This window comes from Janthinobacterium pasteuri (assembly GCF_051380775.1).
Classification (GTDB): Bacteria; Pseudomonadota; Gammaproteobacteria; order Burkholderiales; family Burkholderiaceae_D; genus Janthinobacterium.
On sequence record NZ_JBNYXS010000005.1, the window covers coordinates 195,218 to 214,970 of the forward strand.

General features: G+C 61.2%; 17 protein-coding genes. 10 read left to right on the top strand and 7 right to left on the bottom strand.

Annotation, left to right across the window (positions count from 1 at the left end):
* The first annotated feature begins 58 nt into the window (after positions 1-58).
* Positions 59-1,699, top strand: a complete 1,641-nt coding sequence (locus ACQ4WN_RS08015) for a diguanylate cyclase domain-containing protein (RefSeq protein WP_436551053.1) — start codon at positions 59-61, stop codon at positions 1,697-1,699.
* A 50-nt stretch (positions 1,700-1,749) separates the two neighbouring features.
* On the opposite strand, the gene ACQ4WN_RS08020 is transcribed toward ACQ4WN_RS08015, so the two are convergent.
* Together ACQ4WN_RS08020 and ACQ4WN_RS08025 are read right to left on the bottom strand one after the other, a co-directional pair.
* Entirely contained in the window at positions 1,750-2,838 is a 1,089-nt protein-coding gene (locus tag ACQ4WN_RS08020) for a LacI family DNA-binding transcriptional regulator (RefSeq protein ID WP_436551054.1), read from the bottom strand.
* Positions 2,822-4,735 (bottom strand): glucokinase, encoded by a 1,914-nt coding sequence (locus ACQ4WN_RS08025; RefSeq protein ID WP_436551055.1) that lies wholly within the window; start codon positions 4,733-4,735, stop codon positions 2,822-2,824. The genes ACQ4WN_RS08020 and ACQ4WN_RS08025 overlap by 17 nt, the downstream gene beginning before the upstream one ends.
* 346 nt (positions 4,736-5,081) lie before the next feature.
* Between ACQ4WN_RS08025 and ACQ4WN_RS08030 the strand changes: the two genes are divergently transcribed.
* The 5 genes from ACQ4WN_RS08030 (at position 5,082) to ACQ4WN_RS08050 (ending at position 10,856) form a co-directional block, all read left to right on the top strand.
* Positions 5,082-6,368 carry a maltoporin gene (locus ACQ4WN_RS08030; RefSeq protein WP_436551056.1) on the top strand — a complete coding sequence of 429 codons (1,287 nt, stop codon included), beginning with the start codon at positions 5,082-5,084 and terminating at the stop codon, positions 6,366-6,368.
* Between the two features lie 245 nt (positions 6,369-6,613).
* Positions 6,614-7,867, top strand: a complete 1,254-nt coding sequence (locus tag ACQ4WN_RS08035) for an ABC transporter substrate-binding protein (protein ID WP_035817882.1) — start codon at positions 6,614-6,616, stop codon at positions 7,865-7,867.
* A gap of 113 nt (positions 7,868-7,980) precedes the next feature.
* Complete coding sequence (locus tag ACQ4WN_RS08040) at positions 7,981-8,865, top strand: carbohydrate ABC transporter permease (protein ID WP_086140640.1); 885 nt, start codon at positions 7,981-7,983, stop codon at positions 8,863-8,865.
* The gene (locus ACQ4WN_RS08045) at positions 8,862-9,737 is read left to right on the top strand and encodes a carbohydrate ABC transporter permease (RefSeq protein WP_289948784.1); all 876 of its coding nucleotides are present in this window, start codon (positions 8,862-8,864) and stop codon (positions 9,735-9,737) included. Before ACQ4WN_RS08040 ends, ACQ4WN_RS08045 begins: the two co-directional genes overlap by 4 nt.
* A gap of 9 nt (positions 9,738-9,746) precedes the next feature.
* Complete coding sequence (locus ACQ4WN_RS08050) at positions 9,747-10,856, top strand: ABC transporter ATP-binding protein (protein WP_436551057.1); 1,110 nt, start codon at positions 9,747-9,749, stop codon at positions 10,854-10,856.
* A 71-nt stretch (positions 10,857-10,927) separates the two neighbouring features.
* Here ACQ4WN_RS08050 and ACQ4WN_RS08055 read toward each other — a convergent pair whose 3' ends face one another.
* Both ACQ4WN_RS08055 and ACQ4WN_RS08060 read right to left on the bottom strand, forming a co-directional pair.
* A complete protein-coding gene (locus ACQ4WN_RS08055; protein ID WP_436551058.1) occupies positions 10,928-11,962 on the bottom strand; it encodes a ParB/Srx family N-terminal domain-containing protein in 1,035 nt (344 codons plus the stop codon).
* Between the two features lie 25 nt (positions 11,963-11,987).
* Positions 11,988-13,205, bottom strand: a complete 1,218-nt coding sequence (locus tag ACQ4WN_RS08060) for a hypothetical protein (RefSeq protein WP_436551059.1) — start codon at positions 13,203-13,205, stop codon at positions 11,988-11,990.
* A 236-nt stretch (positions 13,206-13,441) separates the two neighbouring features.
* Here ACQ4WN_RS08060 and ACQ4WN_RS08065 point away from each other — a divergent pair, with 236 nt between their 5' ends.
* Both ACQ4WN_RS08065 and ACQ4WN_RS08070 read left to right on the top strand, forming a co-directional pair.
* Positions 13,442-13,819 (top strand): type II toxin-antitoxin system RelE/ParE family toxin, encoded by a 378-nt coding sequence (locus ACQ4WN_RS08065; RefSeq protein WP_436551060.1) that lies wholly within the window; start codon positions 13,442-13,444, stop codon positions 13,817-13,819.
* Complete coding sequence (locus ACQ4WN_RS08070) at positions 13,788-14,114, top strand: helix-turn-helix domain-containing transcriptional regulator (protein WP_436551061.1); 327 nt, start codon at positions 13,788-13,790, stop codon at positions 14,112-14,114. Before ACQ4WN_RS08065 ends, ACQ4WN_RS08070 begins: the two co-directional genes overlap by 32 nt.
* A gap of 15 nt (positions 14,115-14,129) precedes the next feature.
* Here the strand turns inward: ACQ4WN_RS08070 and ACQ4WN_RS08075 are convergent, their stop codons facing one another.
* From ACQ4WN_RS08075 to ACQ4WN_RS08085, 3 genes are read right to left on the bottom strand one after another with little or no spacing between them, the layout of a single operon-like run.
* Entirely contained in the window at positions 14,130-15,152 is a 1,023-nt protein-coding gene (locus ACQ4WN_RS08075) for a Gfo/Idh/MocA family oxidoreductase (RefSeq protein WP_436551062.1), read from the bottom strand.
* 29 nt (positions 15,153-15,181) lie between these two features.
* A complete protein-coding gene (gene iolG / locus ACQ4WN_RS08080; RefSeq protein ID WP_436551083.1) occupies positions 15,182-16,168 on the bottom strand; it encodes an inositol 2-dehydrogenase in 987 nt (328 codons plus the stop codon).
* Positions 16,161-17,027, bottom strand: coding sequence for a MurR/RpiR family transcriptional regulator (locus ACQ4WN_RS08085; protein WP_436551063.1), 867 nt, complete (start codon positions 17,025-17,027; stop codon positions 16,161-16,163). The genes iolG and ACQ4WN_RS08085 overlap by 8 nt, the downstream gene beginning before the upstream one ends.
* Before the next feature lie 289 nt (positions 17,028-17,316).
* Here ACQ4WN_RS08085 and ACQ4WN_RS08090 point away from each other — a divergent pair, with 289 nt between their 5' ends.
* Together ACQ4WN_RS08090 and ACQ4WN_RS08095 are read left to right on the top strand one after the other, a co-directional pair.
* Complete coding sequence (locus tag ACQ4WN_RS08090; RefSeq protein ID WP_092802645.1) at positions 17,317-18,321, top strand: sugar ABC transporter substrate-binding protein; 1,005 nt, start codon at positions 17,317-17,319, stop codon at positions 18,319-18,321.
* Between the two features lie 310 nt (positions 18,322-18,631).
* Positions 18,632-19,753 (top strand): ABC transporter permease, encoded by a 1,122-nt coding sequence (locus tag ACQ4WN_RS08095; RefSeq protein ID WP_101484474.1) that lies wholly within the window; start codon positions 18,632-18,634, stop codon positions 19,751-19,753.

Below are 19,753 nucleotides of genomic sequence, written 5' to 3' on the forward strand. Positions count from 1 at the left end.
CGCCAGCTGGCCGGATCGGTGCGCTTTACAGAGCATGGGCGCTGAGAAGGAAGTCCGCATGCATAAGATCTGGAAATTTTTCAATCCCAGGAGTGTCAAATTCAAGATGGCTGTGCTCGTGGGCGTGCTGGTGCTGTGCGCGGCGGGTTCTGTTGCGCTCACTGCGCTCTCTGTCGCGCAAGGGCAGATGGCCTCCGTCATCGGCAATCAGCAATATGCCTTGCTGACCAGCGCGGCGGCATATATCGACGACGACTTGAATGCGAAGAAGGCCCTGCTCAAGGTGCTGGCGGAAGGGCTACCCGCGGATGTGTATCAAGATCCGCAGCGCATGCAGGCATTTATTGAAAATCATCCAAGCCTGCGCGAGGAATTTTTCAATCTTGTCGCCTTTGATGCTACGGGGAAATTGATTGCCAGCATGAATGACCGGAGCGTGGTCGGCAAGCTCAATTTCGCCACGCGCGAATACTTTATCGATACCGTCAAATTCAGGGAAGGCGTGATATCGCGTCCCTTCAAGAGCCAGCTGTCGGGCAAGCCCATTGTGCTGGTAACCGAACCGATCTATGACGAAGCCGGCAAATTGCTGTATGTGATCGCTGGCGGTATCAATTTGCAAAGCCCCACGTTTTTTGGCCAGTGGGAGCAGCTCAAGCCGGGCAAGAGCGGTTATCTGTTCATGGTGTCCGACGATGGCACGATACTCCACCATCCTGACCCGGTGCGCGTCCTGAAGCGGGTGGATGAGGAAAAGGGCGGCGTTACGCCTTCCACGCTGGCCGCATTGCGTGGTTTTGACGGTTGGATGCAGGGTAAAACCAAACTGGGCGTGCAGGCCATTATCACGTACAAGCATTTGCGTGCAGCCGATTGGATCATCGGCGCCGTCTACCCTGAAAGCGAGGCATTCACGCCGATCACCGATATTTATGCCAAAGTCATCATTGCTTCGTCAGGCGTCGCCTTGCTGGCCAGTGGCGCTGGCTGGCTCGCGGTGATGCTGCTCTTGCGTCCCTTGGGCGATTTGGGCCGGCATGTGACGAGCATACACTCCGGCAATGCCGATATTGAGGTGTTTAATATCGCCCGCAAAGACGAGTTCGGAAAACTCAGCCGTGCATTTTATGCGCTGTCGCTGCAGAGGGAGGCTGCGGAGAGCAACCTCGCTGCTCTGGCGCGTACTGACATGCTGACCGGCCTGCACAACAGGCGCATGTTTGACGAGGCGCTGGCCGCGGCATTGACGCGCGCCCGGCGCGCTGGTGCGGGCCTGGCGCTGGCCTATCTGGATATCGATTATTTTAAAAGAATAAATGATACATACGGGCATGGCATCGGAGACCTGGTATTGATTGAGTTTGCCCAGCGGCTCAAAGCTTGCGTCCGGGCCTCGGATACGGTAGCGCGCCTTGCAGGCGATGAGTTTGTCATCATTTTTGAACAACTGACGGATCAGTCCGAACTCGCGTTACTGGGCAAGAAAATCGTGCAAGAGATGGCCGTGCACTTTGATTGCGGCGGCATCGGCCTGCATGTCGCCACCAGTGTCGGCCTGGCGTTCAGCGCCCAAGGCGATACGACGCCAGGGGCATTATTGACGGCGGCCGATACGGCGCTCTACAGGGCAAAAAGCGCTGGCCGCAACGGTTATGCCATCACTTCGGTCGGCAGCCCCGCCTTGACCGAGGCGCTGTAGGAGCGGGCGTGCAGGCAATGCGAGTGTAGGGTACACCTGTTCTGGCAGAGTCAAGGTCTGCGTTGGCCCTTTGCCGCCGGCGGAGCATACCTTCCCGACGATGCCCGCTCTACCAGGGTAAATTCCATCAGGCGATGCGTCGCGGGCGCCGGTTCCCCCGCGCGGCGCTGGCGTATCTCGTCGATGACGAGACTGACGGCGGCGCGCGCCATGTCGGCGATGGGCTGGTGGATGGTGGTCAGCTCGGGCCAGACGGTGGTGGCCACGGGCGTGTCGTCGAAGCCGCACACGCTCAACTCGGCCGGCACCTGCAAGCCCATGCCGTGCGCCACGGCGAGGGTGGCGGCAGCCATGTCGTCGTTGCTGGCGAAGATGGCGCTGGGGGGCGGTTGTTGCGCCAGCAACTGGCGCGCCGCGTCCAGCCCCGAGCGATACGTGAAATAGCCTTGCGCCACCCTGTGCGGCGGTACCGGCAAGCCCGCATCCTGCATGGCGTCCTCGAAGGCCTGGCGGCGCAGCAGGGCGGGCGTGTGCGCCGGATCGCCCTCGATGAAGCCGATGTCGCAGTGGCCCAGCGCGAGCAGATGGCGCGTCATGGCCAGCGCGCCTTCGTAATCGTCGATGCGCACGGCCGACACATCGGGCGAGGGGCGCGCCGTGGCCACGGCGATGGCGGGGATGCCCATCTGATTCAGCTGCGCCAGCACCTCCGGCGAATCGCACAGGGGCGGCGGCACCAGGATGCCATCCACGCCGGCCGCCACCAGGCAGGCGATGCCGGCGCGCTGGCTATCCAGGTCTTCGCAGCGTTCGAGCAGCAACTGGCCGCCGCCCTGGCGGCATTGGTCCATGGCGCCGACGAGGAATTCGCTGAGGAAGGCCGCGCTGGGGTTGCTGTATAGCAGGCCGATGCGCAGGGTGCCCGTGCGGGCCGCCCTGGCCGCCAGGTTGGGCTGGTAGTGCAGGCTGGCGATCGCTGCCTCGACCTTGTCGCGCGTGGCCGCGCTGACGCTGGCGCGCCCGTTGATCACGCGCGACACCGTCATGGCCGACACGCCAGCCACGCGCGCCACGTCATGCACGGTGGCGCCGCTGGCCGTATCGGGGGCGGCGTGCGCCGCCTTATTCGAGGTGGCCACCGAATTTCAGCTTGCCGCTGATGCGCATGCCGTGTAATTGTCCCTCTTCCAGTTCGGCGGCGCTGGTGCGCTGTGCCGTGTCGCGCCGCGCCAGTCCCACCGACAGGATATCGAGCATCATCAGCTGCAGCAGGCGCACGATCATGGGCACGAAATTGAGGTTGCCTTCCGGGTGGTTCAATGTCAGCAGCACGTCGGCCAGCTTGGCCAGCGGCGAACCGCTGGCCGTAATGGCCAGCACGCGCGCGCCGCAGCCCTGCGCCACCTTGACGGTGCGCAGCAGCTCGGGCAGGGCACCCGAGCGGGAAATGACCAGCGCGACGTCGCCCCGCTTGAGCATGGCGGCGCTCATTTCCTGCGCCTGCGGATCGGCAAAGAAGCTGCTGACGATGCCCAGGTTGAGCAGCTTTTGCTGCATGTCGTCGGCCACCACGCGGGCGCTGCCCACGGCCAGCAATTCCACGCGCTGCGCGCCGCGCAGCAGTTCGATGGCCGCCGTCAGCGCCTTCACGTCGAGCATGTCGCGCAGTGCCAGCGCAGCCGAGGCATTATTGCCCAGCACCTTGCGCGCCAGTTCGGCGTCGGAGTCCGAAATCTCCACGTGGCAGTGGGCCACCGTGATGGCGCCGCCCGTCAGGCCGGAAGCGAGTTTCAGTTTGAAATCGGCCAGGCCCTGCACGCCGATCGAGCGGCAAAAGCGCATCACGGTCGGCTGGCTGACGCCGACTCTTTGGGCGATTTCCGCGATCGGCAGCGTTAGCATGGCGTTCGGCTCCTTCAGCACCCAGTCGGCCACCTTGCATTCCGAGGGGCTCATGCGCCCGCGCGCCTGGCGCACCGATTCGAGCACGGGTGCGCCGGAATGGGCGCGCTTGAGCTTTTGCGCGAGGATGGCGGCGATGCCCAGGAACGTCGGCAGTTCGGCTGTGATCAGGAAGGTGGGGATCTGCGCCAGGTAGTCGTTCAGGCGGCCCTTTTGTTCGAAGCGCGCACGGAACTGCGACTGTTCAAACAGGTGGCCCAGGCGCGGCACGATGCCGCCGCCTATATAGATGCCACCCAGCGCACCGAGGGTCATGGCCACGTTGCCGGCGATGGAGCCGAGGATGGCGCAAAAGCAGTCCACCGCCTCCAGGCATACATCGCATTCATTGTTCAGGGCGCGGCTGGTGATGTCGGCCGCTAGCAGCGGCGGCACGTCATGCCGGCCAGCGCGGTCGGACAAGGCGCGGTAGATCAGTTCCAGCCCGCGCCCGGAGGCGAGGCGCTCGGCCGAGACGTGCGACAGTTCGCGCCAGGCGAAGGACAGCACATCCATCTCGCGCTGGTCGCAGGGGGCGAAGCTGACGTGACCGCCTTCGCTGCCCAGCGCGATCCAGCGGTCTTCGGCCGGGATCATGCCCGACACGCCCAGGCCCGTGCCCGAACCGAGCAGGCCGATGACGCTGTCGGCGCGCGCCATGCCGCCACCGATCTGCAAGCGCTGGTCGGGCCGCAGATAGGGCAGGGCCATGGCCAGCGCCGTGAAGTCGTTCACCACCAGCAGCGTGTCGAGGCCCAGCGCGGCGCGCATCGCCTCGATCGAGAAGAACCAGTGATGGTTCATCATGCGGATATTGTCGTCGTCGATGGGATTGGCGATGGCGATGGCTGCATGGCGCACGCGCGCCGAACCGGCGGCGCGTGCCTCGCTGCTATCCATGTACGCTGTGATGGCGTCGAGCAGCGAAGCGTAGTCGTCGCAGGGCAGCACGGCCACTGCTTCCAGGTGGCCCTGGCGCGTTTCGAGCACGAAGCGGGCATTGGTGCCGCCGATGTCGGCCAGCAGGCGTGGCCCTTCACTGAAACGCTCCGCCGGATCGCTGCCTGCTACTTCCATTTTTTCATCAATTTTCATGGCGGTGCTTTGTCTCGTTTGCGTGCGCGGTCGTGGCGGCGCACTGTCGTTATGGGCAAAAACCAAGGATTTTAATTCGTATACGTGCCGCGTGCCGAAAAATGCAGGATGCCTGCGCAAATGCCTGTTCACAGTGCCAGATAGGGTGGCGGCAGCGGAAAAAACAGGGCAGTCAACTCGCACATCAGTACGCAAATAAAGTGTCGCAGAGTAGTCGTAGGATTACAACATAATATGTTGATATTTGTTCGTAGTATAGTTACTATGTCTCTGCTGGAAAGAATTCTGGCCAGTACATTCGGCCACGAATGACTAGATAAAAAATAAATTACTGAGGAGACTTACCATGCTGCATCGCACCATGTTGAAGGCCGTGTTGAAGACACTGCCAGCTGCCATCGTCTTAGCCATCGCCAGCGGTTCCGCTGTCGCCGACCCTATGTACCCATCCGACTCCGAAGGCTTCCACGGCTACCTGCGCGCTGGCGCCGGCAGCAATACTTCGGGTGGCGGCGGTTCGCAAGGCTGCTTCGGCCTGGGTGGCAATACCATGAAATACCGTCTGGGCAATGAGTGCGACGCCTACACGGAATTCGGCTACACCAAGTCCGTCGCCAAGTCCGGCGGCGTGAACTACCTGGCCACGATCTGGGTCAACGCTTACGCGCCAAACTCCGATTTCGGCAGCAACAAGCTGGGCATCGTCAAAGCCTATGTCGAAGCGCAGGGACTCGATTTCCTGAACGGCGGCACGGCCTGGGTCGGTAAACGTTTCTACTACCGTCCTGACATCCACATGCTGGACTTGCAATACATCAATATGAACGGCACGGGCGCCGGCCTGGACCGCATTCCTGCCGGCCCGGGTAAATTCTCGTATGCCTTCTTCAAGGACAACGATATCAGCACCGTGTCGCCGACCGGCGTCGTCACTACCAAGTCTGCCGTGCGTCAGAACTTCATCTTTGGCGAGATTCCCGTCAATGAAAACGGCACGCTGGACCTGGCTGCGACCTACATCATCGGCGAAGGCAAGGATGATGTCGCCACTGGCAAGCGCAATAACGGCTGGCAACTGTCGGCCTTCCACCGTCAAGGTAAAGTGTTCGGCGGCGGCAACACCTTCGGCGTGCAGTACGGCGTCGGCCCTGGCACCGGCAATGGCGCGCAGTTCGGCGCTTCGGGCGACACCAATTTCGGTTCGGACGTGAAACGCACGCGCATCTTCAATGACATGGCGATCCAGCCGATGGCCAATTTCGGCATGGAATTCGTCGCCCTGTGGCAAAAAGACGAATCGAATGCCAAAGGTTCCTCGACCTGGACCTCGGTCGGCGTGCGCCCCGTGTACGCGTTTACCGACAACTTCAAGCTGGTGGGCGAACTGGGTACGGATCGCGTGACGCAAGCGGGCGGCCTGCCAGCCAAGCGGCTGACCAAGCTGACCATCGCGCCGACGATCTCGGCTGGTCCTGGCCTGTGGTCGCGTCCTGAACTGCGCGCTTTCGTGACCTACGGCAAATGGAACGATGCGGCGACCGCGTCGGTCAATGCGTCGAACAACGGCGGCCCGATCTACAACAACAATACCAGCGGCACGTCGTATGGTTTCCAAGTGGAAACTTGGTTCTAAGTTTGCAGGCGTTGTCAGTCTAAATCAACCTGGCGCATCCTTCGCGGATGCGTTTTTGGCGCCGTCCCGTGATATAAATACAATGTAGGCATGTCATGGATCACGGCGCCGTCTTTTCACTGAAGATGATGCCCGTTTGTAAGCGGGTCTGAGCACAAGAGCGCCGATACAGGCGCAGATTTCACCTTTTTCGGCCCCCGTATGCCGAAGCCCCCTAAAAGCTTGATCAAAAAAGGAATGTGGAGATGAAACTGAAATTCAAGATTACCCAACTGGCCGCACTGACCACCCTGGCATTTGCCGGCAGCGCCTTTGCGACCGACGTGGAAGTGTTGCACTACTGGACCTCCGGCGGCGAAGCGAAGTCCGTGGGCCAGTTGCAGCAAATCGTGAAGGAAAGCGGCTTCGGCTGGAAAGACTTCGCCGTGGCTGGTGGCGCTGGCGAAAACGCCGCGACCGCACTGAAAACCCGCGTCATTTCCGGCAACCCGCCAACGGCCGCCCAGATCAAGGGTCCATCGATCCAGGAGTGGGGCGCGGAAGGCGTGCTGGCCAATATCGATGATGCCGCCATTCCAGGCAAATGGGATGCCGTGCTGCCGAAAGTCGTCGCCGACATCATGAAATACAAGGGCCACTACGTTGCCGCACCTGTCAACGTGCACCGCGTCAACTGGATGTGGGTCAACCCGGAAGTGCTGAAAAAAGCCGGCGTGGCCACCACCCCGACCACCTGGGATGCGTTCTTCGACGCGGCCGAGAAAATCAAGAAATCGGGCGGCATCGCGATCGCCCACGGCGGCCAGCCTTGGCAGGACGCCACCGTGTTTGAATCCGTCGCGCTGGGCGTGGGCGGTACCGAATTCTATAAAAAAGCCATCCTCAAGCTGGACCAGAAGGAATTGACCGGCCCGACCATGCTCAAGGTGTTCGACACCCTGGGCAAGGTAAAGACCTACATCGACAAGGATGCGGCAGGCCGCGACTGGAACCTGGCCACCGCCATGGTCATCAACAACAAGGCCGGCTTCCAGTTCATGGGTGACTGGGCCAAGGGCGAGTTCACGGCTGCCGGCAAGGTGCCGGGCAAGGATTACCTGTGCGTGGCAGCGCCTGGCACGGACAAGGCCTACACCTTCAACATCGATTCGTTTGCCATGTTTACGCAAAAGGATGCGAATGCGAAGAAAGGGCAGATCGCTCTGGCCAACGCCATCATGAATCCGAAGTTCCAGTCGATCTTCAACCTGAACAAGGGTTCCATCCCCGTGCGTTCCGGCGTTTCCAAGGACAAGTTTGACGCTTGTGCCCTGAAATCGATGGAAGACATGGACGCCACCAACAAGACCGGCGGCCTGGTGCCATCGTTCGCCCACGGCATGGCGCTGCCATCGGCCACCCAAGGCGCCGTGACCGACGTCATCGCCAAGTTCATGAATACCAACATGAGCTCGAAAGATGCGGTTGCTGCCCTGGCCAAAGCGGCAAAAGTGAAGTAATCACGACGGCGCCGGCATTCCCGCCGGCGCCCGCTGCATCGCATGCATCGCAGGCGCCCGCCCTGGCGTTCGACCAGGCCGGCGCCACACGCAGTTTTCTCTACGGCTCTCTTATGTCCATACGCAAGCAATTCGACCGATGGATACCGCAGATGGTGCTGGGCCCCACGCTCATCGCCAGCTTGGTATTCGTCTATGGTTTTATCTTTTTGACCGGTTGGCTGTCGCTGACCGAATCGCGGCTGATGCCGAACTACGAGTTCGCCGGCCTGGTGCAATACATTGAGCTGTTCGACAATGAGCGCTGGTGGACCTCGCTCAAGAACCTGGGCATTTTTGGTGTCCTGTTCATCGGTTGCAGCATCGCCATCGGCCTGTTCCTGGCGATCCTGCTGGACCAGAAAATCCGCGCCGAAGGCGCGCTGCGCGCCATTTACCTGTATCCGATGGCGCTGTCCTTCATCGTCACCGGCACGGCCTGGAAATGGATGCTCAATCCCAGCCTGGGCCTGGAAAAGGTCATGCATGACTGGGGCTGGACGTCGTTCACCTTCGACTGGCTGGTGAACTCCGACATGGCCATCTACACGGTGGTGATCGCCGGCGTATGGCAGTCGTCAGGCTTTGTCATGGCACTGTTCCTGGCCGGCCTGCGCGGCATCGATGATGAAATCATCAAGGCGGCGCAAGTCGATGGCGCATCCCTGCCGACGATCTACTGGCGCATCGTGATTCCCGCCATGCGTCCCGTGTTCTTCAGCGTGCTGCTGATCCTCGCGCATATCGCCATCAAGAGCTTCGACCTGGTCATCGCATTGACGGCTGGCGGACCTGGCAACTCGTCGTCCGTGCCAGCCATCTTCATGTACCAGTTTTCCTTCACCCGCGGCCAGCTGGGCCTGGGCTCTGCATCAGCCATGATGATGCTGGCCACCATCGTGGCCGTGCTCGTGCCGCTGATGTACCTGGAAACGCGCAGCGCAAAGGCGATGAGATGACACACACTCCTACACGTAACAACAAACTCACCCTGGGACGGGTGGTGGTATACCTGCTGCTGATACTGTTCGCGGTGTATTACATCGTGCCCCTGTACGTGACCCTGTCGACGTCATTCAAGTCGCTCGACGAGATCCGCAGCGGCAACCTGCTGGCATTGCCGCACGTGTGGCAGTTCGATTCCTGGTCCAAGGCCTGGTCTTCAGCCTGCACGGGCGTCACCTGCGACGGCATGCAGCCGTTCTTCTGGAACTCGATCAAGATGGTGATTCCCGCCGTGCTGATCTCGACCTTCCTGGGCGCCTTCAACGGCTATGTGTTCGCGCACTGGCGCTTCCGTGGTTCGGAAATGCTGTTTGCCGCCTTGCTGGTGGGATGCTTCATCCCGTTCCAGGTGGTGATCCTGCCGATGGCGCGCCTGCTGGGCGAATTCGGCCTGGCCAACACCACCACGGGTCTGGTCTTCGTGCACGTGGTGTATGGCACGGCGTTCACGACCCTGTTCTTCCGTAACTACTATATCGGCGTGCCGGAAGAATTGATCAAGGCGGCGCGCATCGACGGTGCCGGCTTCTTCCTGATCTTCCGCAAGATCGTGCTGCCGATTTCGGGTCCGATTTTCGTCGTCTGCATCATCTGGCAATTTACGCAGATCTGGAACGACTTCCTGTTCGGCATCGTCTTCGCCAGCGGCGATTCGCAGCCGATCACGGTGGGCTTGAACAACCTGGTCAACACGTCCACGGGCGTGAAGGAATACAACGTCAACATGGCCGCTGCGGTGATTGCCGCGCTGCCTACCCTGCTGGTCTATCTGGTCGCAGGCCGTTATTTTGTGCGCGGTCTGACCGCAGGCGCAGTCAAAGGTTAAGGAAATAATATGTCAAGTTTATCGATACGCGGTATCCGCAAGGTGTACACGAATGGCGTCGAAGTCCTCAAGGGCATCGACATCGAGATCAAGGATGGCCAGTTCCTGATCCTTGTCGGCGGCTCCGGCTCCGGCAAATCGACCTTGCTCAACATGGTGGCCGGCCTGGAAAGCGTCACCTCGGGCGAAATTCTCATCGATGGCAAGGTGGTCAACGACCTGCCGCCGAAGGACCGCGACATCGCCATGGTGTTCCAGTCCTACGCGCTGTACCCGTCGATGACGGTGCGCGAGAATATCGCTTTTGGCTTGAATGTCAAAAAAGTACCGAAGGCCGAGCAGGAAGAAATCGTCGCCCGTGTCGCCGAAACCCTGCAGATCACGCATTTGCTGGACCGTCGTCCGGCGCAGCTGTCGGGCGGCCAGCGCCAGCGCGTGGCCATGGGCCGCGCCATTTCGCGCAAGCCTTCGCTGTTCCTGTTCGACGAACCGTTGTCGAACCTGGACGCCAAGCTGCGCGTGGAAATGCGTGCCGAAATCAAGCTGCTGCACCAGCGCCTGAAGGCCACCATCGTCTACGTCACGCATGACCAGATCGAGGCGATGACCATGGGCGACCTGATCGCCGTCATGAAGGATGGGGTGGTGCAGCAACTGGGCACGCCGCAGGAAATCTATGACAATCCGGCCAACCTGTTCGTGGCCGGCTTCATCGGCTCGCCATCGATGAACTTCGTCACCGTCAAGCCTGTCATCGAGGGCAGCGAGGTGTTTGTCTCCATCGAGAATGCGGGCAAGAGCATGCGCCTGGCCCTGCCGTTTGCCGCCGACAAGCTGCGCAGCTATGCGGGCCGCGACGTGATCCTGGGCGTGCGCCCGGAGCAGATCACGGACATGAGCAGTGCGCACGGCGACGTGGGCCAGGAACTGGGCTGCCTGATCGACCTGGTCGAGCCGACCGGCCCCGATACCTTGCTGACGACGCGTTTGAATGGCGCCGCCGTGACTTGCCGCACGCATCCGCGCGAAGCGGTGCTGCCGGGGCAGACCATGCAGCTGTCGTTCAACCTGTCGAAGGCGGCCATGTTTGATCCGGCCAATGGCGAACGCATCGCGTAAGCAGCATCTGCCATAGAAAACGGCCCGCTTGTCCAGGTGACAATCGGGCCGTTGTTGTTGATGCAGGGCGATTATTTTGCCAGCGATTTCCTGTACGCGATGGCGTAGCTGAGCTTGCCCATTGGCGTGACCAGCTCGTTCAGCGCGGCCTGGTTGAAGACGCCGGTCCAGCCCAGCGCTTGCGCTGTCTTGCCGCCGCTGACGATGTCCGTGGCTTTCAGGCCCGTCATCGCGACCGATGCGGTCCTGATGGTGGCCAGATAGCTGGCGACATCGCCCTTGTCGGTCCTTGCCAGGTCAACCCCGGCCTGCTGGCGCAGCCAGTCGGCCCAGTAAAACTCGAGAAATTCCGTGGCCTTGTCGGGTGGCTCGTAGCCGATCTCGCGCGTAAAGTAGACCAGCGAGCGGTACGGGTCGTCCCCGAGCGTGCGCAAGCCGATGGCAGACGGCAGCTGCTGCGGCGTGATGGCCTGGTTCCGGCCATTTTTCAGCCATACCTTGTTTTCTTCGCGCATGCGGGCCCAGAAGGCCGCTACGCTCAAGGCGCTGAAATTGTCGCTGACCTTGACCCAGACCTTCAATTGATGATTGCGCCCGCCATCGGCATCCCGGAAAGTGGAAAAAGTGTGGTGGCCATCGGTCAGGTACACGCTGCCGCGCGGGCCGATGACGACGCTCTTCATGTCGCCCGGACGGCTGCCCACGGCCGCCTTGCAGCGGTAGCTGGCCGGTGGCGCAGCCAGGGTGGCGCCAGGTACATTGGCCGTGTTGGGCAAGACGTCGCCCTGGCCATTGGCTACACACAGGTCGGCAAATTTCTTCGGCTTGGCGATGTCGTCGATGTGCTTTTCTTCGGCCGCATAGCGTCCCAGCTTGTAGTACACCTGGTCGTAGCCGATGGCCGGCTGGGTGGGATGCAGTTCATCGAGGCGCACCTGCAGGATGCGCGGATGGGCGGCGCTGCCCACGACTGTCGCCATCAGCGCCTGCTGGCGCGCATTCAGCGCCGGTGCCGTGGCGACGTCCACATCCTTGGCCCACGCCACATTGCTGAAGGACAGGGCCAGCAGCAGGGCGCTGGCAGTGTGCGTGGTGTAGTGGGGCATGCGTTTCTCCTTTATCGCCAGCGTTTCATTCCAGCAGCGCGCTGGGCACGCGCGGTGAAGACATCAGGTCGCGGAAGGCGGTCCAATGGGCGGCGCGCGTGGCACCCTGGCGTTCGACATAGGCTTTCGCCATGTCCTGGCCCAGGTTGTAGTTGATGACATAAGCACCCATGGCATCGTAAAACTGCAGGCGCTGCGCGGATTTCTCGGCCGGATACAGGCTGACGTTGACCAGCCATTCCAGTGCTTCTTCGCGCGTGATGCCGCCTTCCAGGTACTGGCGCGCGATGTCGTTGTCGGCATAGCCGAGTTTGGCCAGCAGCGCATTGAGTTGCGCATAGCGGGGCGCCAGAGCAGGGTCCAGACCGGCCAGCGGGTACAGCACCTGCTGTTCGAAGTCCAGTCGCTCCGCATCCGTAAAGCTCAGTTCGATGCCGTAGTTGGCCGTGCCTTCGGCAATCAGCGATTGCGGCGAATACAGCGGATAGATGCAGTATTCCATCCAGCCCTTGCCGCGCACCAGGTCGCGTTCGAGCAGCACATTGTAGACGTGGTGGCCCGGATAGGCTTCATGGCAGCCGAGGTCGACGGCGCGATCGATATACACGGGCAAGTCCGTATTGATCTGGATCACGCTCTGGTAATTACCCTTGTACCAGTTGTAGCCGCTCCAGGGTTTATCTGTCACAAATTCCAGCACGAAATCTTCGCCTTCCGGCAGGGCGATGTACTGCAAGGTGCGTTCGCGGCCCGCGCGGATGGCTGCCTCCATGACGGCGCGCAGCTTGTCGGCGGGAATGACGAGTTGCGCGCGCAACGCGTTCACGCGCTCGCTGACGGTGCCGGAACCGGGCAGCAGGGTGTCGATCTGCGCCACCAGTTCTTCATAGTATGCGCGGCTGTGGTGGGGTGAAACGGCATCGTACAGGCGCGCGCTTTCCGTATCGAAATCGAGGCATGCGCCTTGCAGCATGTCTGCCTTGGCCAGTACGGCTTGCAACTGCTTACGCAGGTTGTGGGCGCGCAGGCAGTGTCCGTCAGCCAGCAGGGCCAGCGCGTCATTCGCAGCAGCCTTGATGTCGCTCAAACCCTGTTGCTGCTCGACCGCTTCAGCCTGCCATGCGGGCGGGCCGTAATAGGCGTCTACATACGAGGCATCGTGCTGGCCCATGGCCAGGACCAGCTTGACGTAGCGTTCGGCCACGCCGGCGAGGGAAGGGGAGTTGTTGTCGTTGTTCGTCATGGCGGCCTGTTTTTGCGCTTGGGCAGGCGCTTATTGTATAGCGCATTAAGCCCGGGGTGCGTCACGCGTTCGCGACATCATTTCCTTATAACAATGAGAGAAATACACCTTGATGTAGCTCAGTGAACCCGGCATTCGCGGCTTGCGCGTGCGGTTTTGGTAGCAAGATGACGTGATCTTCTTTTTTGCATGGGCGCGTGATTTTTTCCTTGATTTTTATTCGTTTATGGACGAATATGATGTACGAGATCCGGCACTACCTGACATCATCGGGCAGAGATTTATATACGGAATGGCTGAAGCGGCAACGCGATAGCACGGCTAAAGTGGCCATTGTACGGCGCGTGTTGCGTCTGATAGCGGCCAACTTTGGCGACCACAAGTTCTGCCATGACGGCGTGTGTGAGTTGCGCATCGATGTGGGTGCCGGCTACCGTATTTACTATGCCCTTGCCGGCGAGCAGATCATTTTATTGCTGTGCGGTGGAGGCAAACGTACGCAATCGAAATATATCGAGTACGCCTGTGCCTGCTGGCACGACTGGAAGGAGAGAGGACATGCAAGAGGATGTGAAACAGGTCATGAGCAAACCAGCAAGAGACCGCTCGCATGACGAGGCAATGGCCGAACTGTACCGCGACGATCCCGCCTTCGCCCTTGAATTGATCAACAATATCCTCGTCGATGGCGATCACGGCGAACTGCTGGCCATGCTGCGTCAATTGACGCGTGCCTTTGGCGGCGTGCCGGCCGTGGCGCAGGCGGCCAGGCTCAATCCCACCCAGCTGTACCGCACCTTGTCGCCCGATGGCAATCCTTCTTTGAGCACCTTGACGGCCATCCTCGATGCCATGGGCCTGCGGCTGGCCGTGGAACCCAGGCAACCGTTTCCTGCGCCGGCTGCCTGAGCTGTTTGCAAACGCCTAGAATTCCACGGGCCGCGCTTCGCGCATCGCTTGCGTCATGGCCAGGCCGATGCGCGTCGCTTCCGTCGCGTCGTGCAAGGTCAATGACAAGGTACGCCGGCCCAGTGCCGCATCCGTGAACTCCTGCGCCTCGATCAGAAAAGCGTCGGCGAAGCGGGCATAGAAGTCTGGCGTGCATTCATTGCGTACGCCATGCGCATCCGAAATTTCCACCCTGTTCAGGCGCGGATTGCTGCCCACGGCCAGGCGACCGCCCGTGCCGAACACTTCCGTCAGGGTTTCATGGCCATGCGCCATGGTGCGCGACGCCATGAAGCTGGCCATGCTGCCATCGGCAAACTCGACCGTTGCCAGCCCATTATCGACGTCGCCGAACGCCTGCAAACCCGTGTGGATGGCGTTGGTGCCGCTTGCATACACGCGTTTGGGCACGGGGTTGCCCAGCAGCCAGCGCGCCAGGTCGATATCGTGCACGCTGCAATCGAGGAAGATGCCGCCGCTGGTGGGGGCGAAGCGCATGAAGGCGCCGCTGGGGTCGTTCTGGTCGCAGGTTTGCGAACGCACCAGATACGGCTTGCCGATGACACCTTGGGCGATCTTTTGCTGCGCGTCGTGGTAGCTGGCGTCGAAACGGCGCACGAAGCCGATCATGATGGTCAGCTGCGGATGGCGCGCCGCTTCCGCTTCCACCTTCAGGCAGTCGGCCAGGTCCAGCGACAGCGGTTTTTCGCAAAACACGTGCTTGCCGGCGCGCAGGGCGGCGATGATCTGCTCCGCATGCAGCGAGGTGGGCGTGACGAGGAACACGGCGTCCAGGCCCGGATGGGCCAGCAGGGCGTCGTAGTCGGCGTAGCCGGTGGTGATGCCCAGCTGGCTGGCAGCCCAGTCCAGTTCGGCCGGCACGGGGCTGCAGGCGGCGACCACTTCGGCATTCGGCACGCGCTGTGCCAGGTTGATGGCGTGGCGCTGGCCCAGCCGGCCCAGGCCGACGATGCCGACTTTTAATGTTGGGGATGACATGCTGTCTCCAGATATTTTTTATTATTGGTTTATAAATTGACCACGCGTTGTTCGCGCCACGACAGCGTGGCCGCTTCGGCCAGTTCCAGTGCCTTCAAGCCATCGTGCACGGTGGTGCGCAGCGGCGTACCGTGGCTGAGGGCATCAAAAAAGTGCGCCATTTCCTGCGCATAGGCCACGCGATAACGTTCCAGGAAAAAATCTTCCGGCTTGTCCACGCTGACGTTGATGGCGCCATAGGCCGTCACTTCCGTCGGTTTGTGATTGCCCGCTTGCAGCATGCCGGCGCTGCCCAGCACTTCGAAGCGCTGGTCGTAGCCGTACGCGGCGCGGCGCGAGGCATTGATCTGGCACAAGCGTCCCTTGGCCGTGCGGATGGTGACGACGGCCGTGTCAAGGTCGCCCGCCTCGCCGATGGCCGGGTCGACCAGGCAGCTGCCCGTGGCGTGCACGCTGACGGCTTCATCGTCGAGTATCCAGCGGAAGATGTCGAAATCGTGGATCAGCATATCCTTGAAGATGCCGCCCGAGACCTTGATGTAGCTCACGGGTGGCGGGCCCGGATCGCGGCTGGTGACAATGAGCAACTCTGGCGTGCCGATTTCGCCCGCTTCAATCCGCGTCTTGACGGCATTGAAGGTGGGATCATAGCGGCGCTGGAAGCCCAGCATGCACATGACCCTGGCTTCCTTGACGGCGGCGGCGCAGGCGCGCGCGCGGTCGAGGGTCAGGTCGACGGGCTTTTCGCAAAAGATGGCCTTGCCGGCGGCGGCCGAGCGCAGGATCAGGTCCGCGTGCGTGTCCGTGCTGGAAGCGATGACGACGGCCTTGATGGCCGGGTCGGCCAGCGCCGCTTCCACGGTGGCGCTGCTGCCGCCGTGCAGACCTGCCAGCGCGGCGGCCGCTTCCTGGTTGACGTCAACCACGTACTTGAACTGCACGCCGGGTTGGGCAGCCAGATTGGCCGCGTGGATTTTGCCGATGCGTCCGGCGCCGAACAACGCTACTTCAATCATCATGTTCTCCTGGGGTGTGGATTTCTTCGATGTCGAGCTCTAATTTGTATGCCAGCGCGATGAACAGCGCCTGGCACAGGCAGATGGTGCTGGTCAGCGAGCGGAAGGCGAAGGCGCTGCCCTCGGTGACGGTGAGCAGCGCGTCGGCGGTCCGCGCGAGCGGCGCCAGCTTGCTGTCGGTAATCACCAGGACCTTGGCGCCCTTGTCTTGCGCCGCCTTGATGCACTGCTGGGTTTCCTTGCCGTAAGGCGAGAAACTGATGGCGATCGCCACATCGCGTTCGCGCACGCTGCGCATCTGTTCGCGGTGCATGCCGCCCAGTCCGCTGATCAGGTGCACGCGCTTGTCCGTGTGTTCGAGCGCGTAGGCGATGTAGGAGGCGATCGGAAAGGACCGGCGCACGCCGATCACATAGATGTTTTCCGCTTTCAACAGCAGGTTGACGGCCGCTTCCAGCTGCGCGTCGTCGAGGCCGGCAGCCAGGTCGTCGAGGCCGGCACGGCTGGCGCCGACGAATTCGCGTGTCAGGTCGCCTGCGCTGAGCGCGGCGTCGCGCGTGGAAATGAGCTTGCGGATGCGCTGCTGGTAGTCGGGCGTGGCACCGGCCTGGTCTGTATAAGCCTGGCGGAACACATCTTGCATTTCGGAAAAGCCCGTGTAGCCGAAACGCTGCGCGAAGCGCACGATGGCCGATGGCTGCACATCGCAGGCGGTGGCGATGTCGCTGATGCGCTCAAGCATCAGGCTGGCGCGGTGCTTTTCGATGTATTGGGCGATGACTTTCAACTGGCGCGACAGGTTGTCGTACTCGGCGGCAATGTGCTGCATCAGCTGTTCAATGGGGGCGGTGGCTGCCATGGTTTTTTCCTCTGTGTGCTTGCTGGGCCGCGTAATTGCTACGGCTGGTTCTGGCGAGAATTATAGGAGTGAATGCAGAAAATAGAAATGATTTTCTATTTAAATATATTTTGAAAATCTTATTGCATTTGTCTTTTTTGTGGCCTAAGCTGTGCGCAGTGCATCGGGTCTTGCCGGTTGTCCGGTTCCCCGCTGACACGCGACAAAAGCTGGCAACTATAAAAATTAATCCTTCAAGGAGACATTCATGCAAAGCAATAAGCGTAAGGGATTTCTGAAGAGCCTGGCCATGCTGGGCCTCGGCCTGGGACTGGGTCTGGGCATGAGCGCCAGCCACGCGGCGGGCGAGAAATTCGTATTGATCAGCCATGCGCCTGATTCCGATTCCTGGTGGAATACGATCAAAAATTCCGTCAAGCAAGCAGGCGAAGACTTCAATGTCACCGTCGACTACCGCAACCCGCCGAATGGCGACCTGGCCGACATGGCGCGCCTGGTCGAGCAATCGGCCGCCCGCAACTACGACGGCGTGATCGTCAGCATCGCCGACTTCAGCGTGCTGCAAAAACCGCTGGGCCTGGTGGCAGCCAAGAAGATTCCGTTTGTCACGATTAATTCCGGCACGCTGGCGCAAAGCGAGCAGCTGGGCGCCGTGATGCACGTGGGCCAGCCTGAATACGAGGCAGGCAAGGGTGCCGGCGAAAAAGCCAAGGCGGCCGGCATCAAATCTTTCGTCTGCGTCAACCATTACGCGACGAACCCGTCGTCGTTCGAGCGCTGCCGCGGCTTTGCCGAGGCCATCGGCGTCGATTTCAAGGCCGCCACCCTGGATGCGGGCGAAGATCCGACCACCATCGAAAGCAAGTTGAGCGCCTATCTGCGCAACAACCCGAAAACCCAGGCCGTGCTGGCGCTGGGACCCACCTCGGCCCATGCCTCGCTGAAGGCGCTGGAAAAAATGGGTTTGAAGGGCAAGATGTGGTTCGCCACATTCGACCTGTCCGATGAAATCTCGAAAGGCATCAAGGATGGCAGCATCCAGTTCGCCATCGACCAGCAACCCTACCTGCAAGGCTATATTCCCGTTGCCGTGCTGGCCATCATGAAGCAGGACAAGACCACGGACCTGGCCAAGGTCCGCGAAAAGCTGATCAATAACGCCAAGTTCAAGGCGCGCCTGGCCGAATATGGCCTGGCACCATCGTATGGCCCGCGCCATATCGGTTCCGGTCCTGGTTATGTCACCAAGGACAATATTGGCAAGGTGGAGAAATACGCCGGCCAGTTCCGTTAAGCCCCCGCTTTTCAATTCCATCAATACCTTACAACGCCTAACAAAACCGTAGCGAGCGGATGGGAGTTGTGGTTGAGAAGCGGAACTGTGCGAATGTACGGGGCCGCCGAGGCAGTGAGCATCGGAGACCGCAAATCGCGACGCGCAGTAGATTTTGATAGGTGTTCTTGGTCGTTTTCCCCGCGCGCAGGCCTAGCTTGCCGGCGCGCGGGTCCTGCCGCCCTGGAATTGTTGTCGAGGCTGGCAGGTTGCTATAAAACAAGGGAGACATAGCATGAGTAGCGTGAAATTAAGCGTGGAGCAGGGTGGCATGGCCGCCTCGGGCACGCCGCCGCAAAAACAGGGTGCCGATGAGCGCGTGGGGCAGGTCAGTTGGCTCAAGCGGCTGTTCAGCCGTCCCGAGTTCGCCTCGATCTCGGGCGCCATCCTGGTGTTCGCCTTCTTCATCCTGACGGCCGGCGACTCTGGCATGTTCAACCTCGACGGCGTGATCAACTGGGCGCAAGTGGCCGCCTACCTGGGCATCATCGCCATCGGCGCCTGCGTATTGATGATCGCCGGCGAATTCGACCTGTCGATCGGCTCCATGATCGGCTTTGCCGGCATGATGATCGCCATCCCCTCCGTCTATTTCCACTGGCCCGTGTGGGCCGCCATCCTGTTCGCCTTTGCCGGGTCGATGGCGCTGGGCTGGCTCAACGGCTACCTGGTCATCAAGACGCGCCTGCCGTCGTTTATCGTCACCCTGGCCTTTTTGTTCATCCTGCGCGGCCTGACCCTGGCCCTCTCCATCATGTTTGCCAACCGCACCATCGTCAGCGGCATCGGCGCGCTGGCCGCCGACGACTGGCTGGCCCTGACGCTGTTCCATGGCGAAGTGGGCACTTCGCTGTTCGCCTGGATGGCCAAGGCGGGCTGGATCACGGCGCTCGACAATGGCGCGCCATTGGTCAAGGGCATCCCCAAGGTCATCGTCTGGTGGGCCGGCCTGGCGCTGGTGTCCGGCTTCGTCCTGGCCCGTACCCGCATCGGCAACTGGATTTTCGCCGTCGGCGGCGACGCCAACGCTGCCAAGAATGTGGGCGTGCCGGTGAAAACCATCAAGGTATCGCTGTTTGTCTTCACCGCTTTCTGCGCCTGTTTATTTGCCACGCTGCAAGTATTTGACGTGGGATCGGCCGCCGCCGACCGCGGCATGCAAAAGGAGTTCGAAGCCATCATCGCGGCCGTCATCGGCGGCGCCTTGCTGACGGGCGGCTACGGTTCCGTCGTCGGCGCCTGCTTCGGTGCGCTGATCTTCGGCGTGGTGCAGATTGGCATTACTTATACCAACATCAATTCGGACTGGTTCCGCGTCTTCCTCGGCGTCATGCTGCTGATCGCGGTACTGTTCAACAACTTTGTCCGTGCCCGTGTCACGGAAGCGAGATAA

Coding starts and splice junctions, on each gene's coding strand:
- ACQ4WN_RS08015 (WP_436551053.1), top strand. CDS start 59: ATGCATAAGATCTGGAAATTTTTCAATCCCAGGAGTGTCAAATTCAAG.
- ACQ4WN_RS08025 (WP_436551055.1), bottom strand. CDS start 4,735: ATGAAAATTGATGAAAAAATGGAAGTAGCAGGCAGCGATCCGGCGGAG.
- ACQ4WN_RS08030 (WP_436551056.1), top strand. CDS start 5,082: ATGCTGCATCGCACCATGTTGAAGGCCGTGTTGAAGACACTGCCAGCT.
- ACQ4WN_RS08035 (WP_035817882.1), top strand. CDS start 6,614: ATGAAACTGAAATTCAAGATTACCCAACTGGCCGCACTGACCACCCTG.
- ACQ4WN_RS08040 (WP_086140640.1), top strand. CDS start 7,981: ATGTCCATACGCAAGCAATTCGACCGATGGATACCGCAGATGGTGCTG.
- ACQ4WN_RS08045 (WP_289948784.1), top strand. CDS start 8,862: ATGACACACACTCCTACACGTAACAACAAACTCACCCTGGGACGGGTG.
- ACQ4WN_RS08050 (WP_436551057.1), top strand. CDS start 9,747: ATGTCAAGTTTATCGATACGCGGTATCCGCAAGGTGTACACGAATGGC.
- ACQ4WN_RS08055 (WP_436551058.1), bottom strand. CDS start 11,962: ATGCCCCACTACACCACGCACACTGCCAGCGCCCTGCTGCTGGCCCTG.
- ACQ4WN_RS08060 (WP_436551059.1), bottom strand. CDS start 13,205: ATGACGAACAACGACAACAACTCCCCTTCCCTCGCCGGCGTGGCCGAA.
- ACQ4WN_RS08065 (WP_436551060.1), top strand. CDS start 13,442: ATGATGTACGAGATCCGGCACTACCTGACATCATCGGGCAGAGATTTA.
- ACQ4WN_RS08070 (WP_436551061.1), top strand. CDS start 13,788: ATGAGCAAACCAGCAAGAGACCGCTCGCATGACGAGGCAATGGCCGAA.
- ACQ4WN_RS08075 (WP_436551062.1), bottom strand. CDS start 15,152: ATGTCATCCCCAACATTAAAAGTCGGCATCGTCGGCCTGGGCCGGCTG.
- iolG (WP_436551083.1), bottom strand. CDS start 16,168: ATGATTGAAGTAGCGTTGTTCGGCGCCGGACGCATCGGCAAAATCCAC.
- ACQ4WN_RS08085 (WP_436551063.1), bottom strand. CDS start 17,027: ATGGCAGCCACCGCCCCCATTGAACAGCTGATGCAGCACATTGCCGCC.
- ACQ4WN_RS08090 (WP_092802645.1), top strand. CDS start 17,317: ATGCTGGGCCTCGGCCTGGGACTGGGTCTGGGCATGAGCGCCAGCCAC.
- ACQ4WN_RS08095 (WP_101484474.1), top strand. CDS start 18,632: ATGGCCGCCTCGGGCACGCCGCCGCAAAAACAGGGTGCCGATGAGCGC.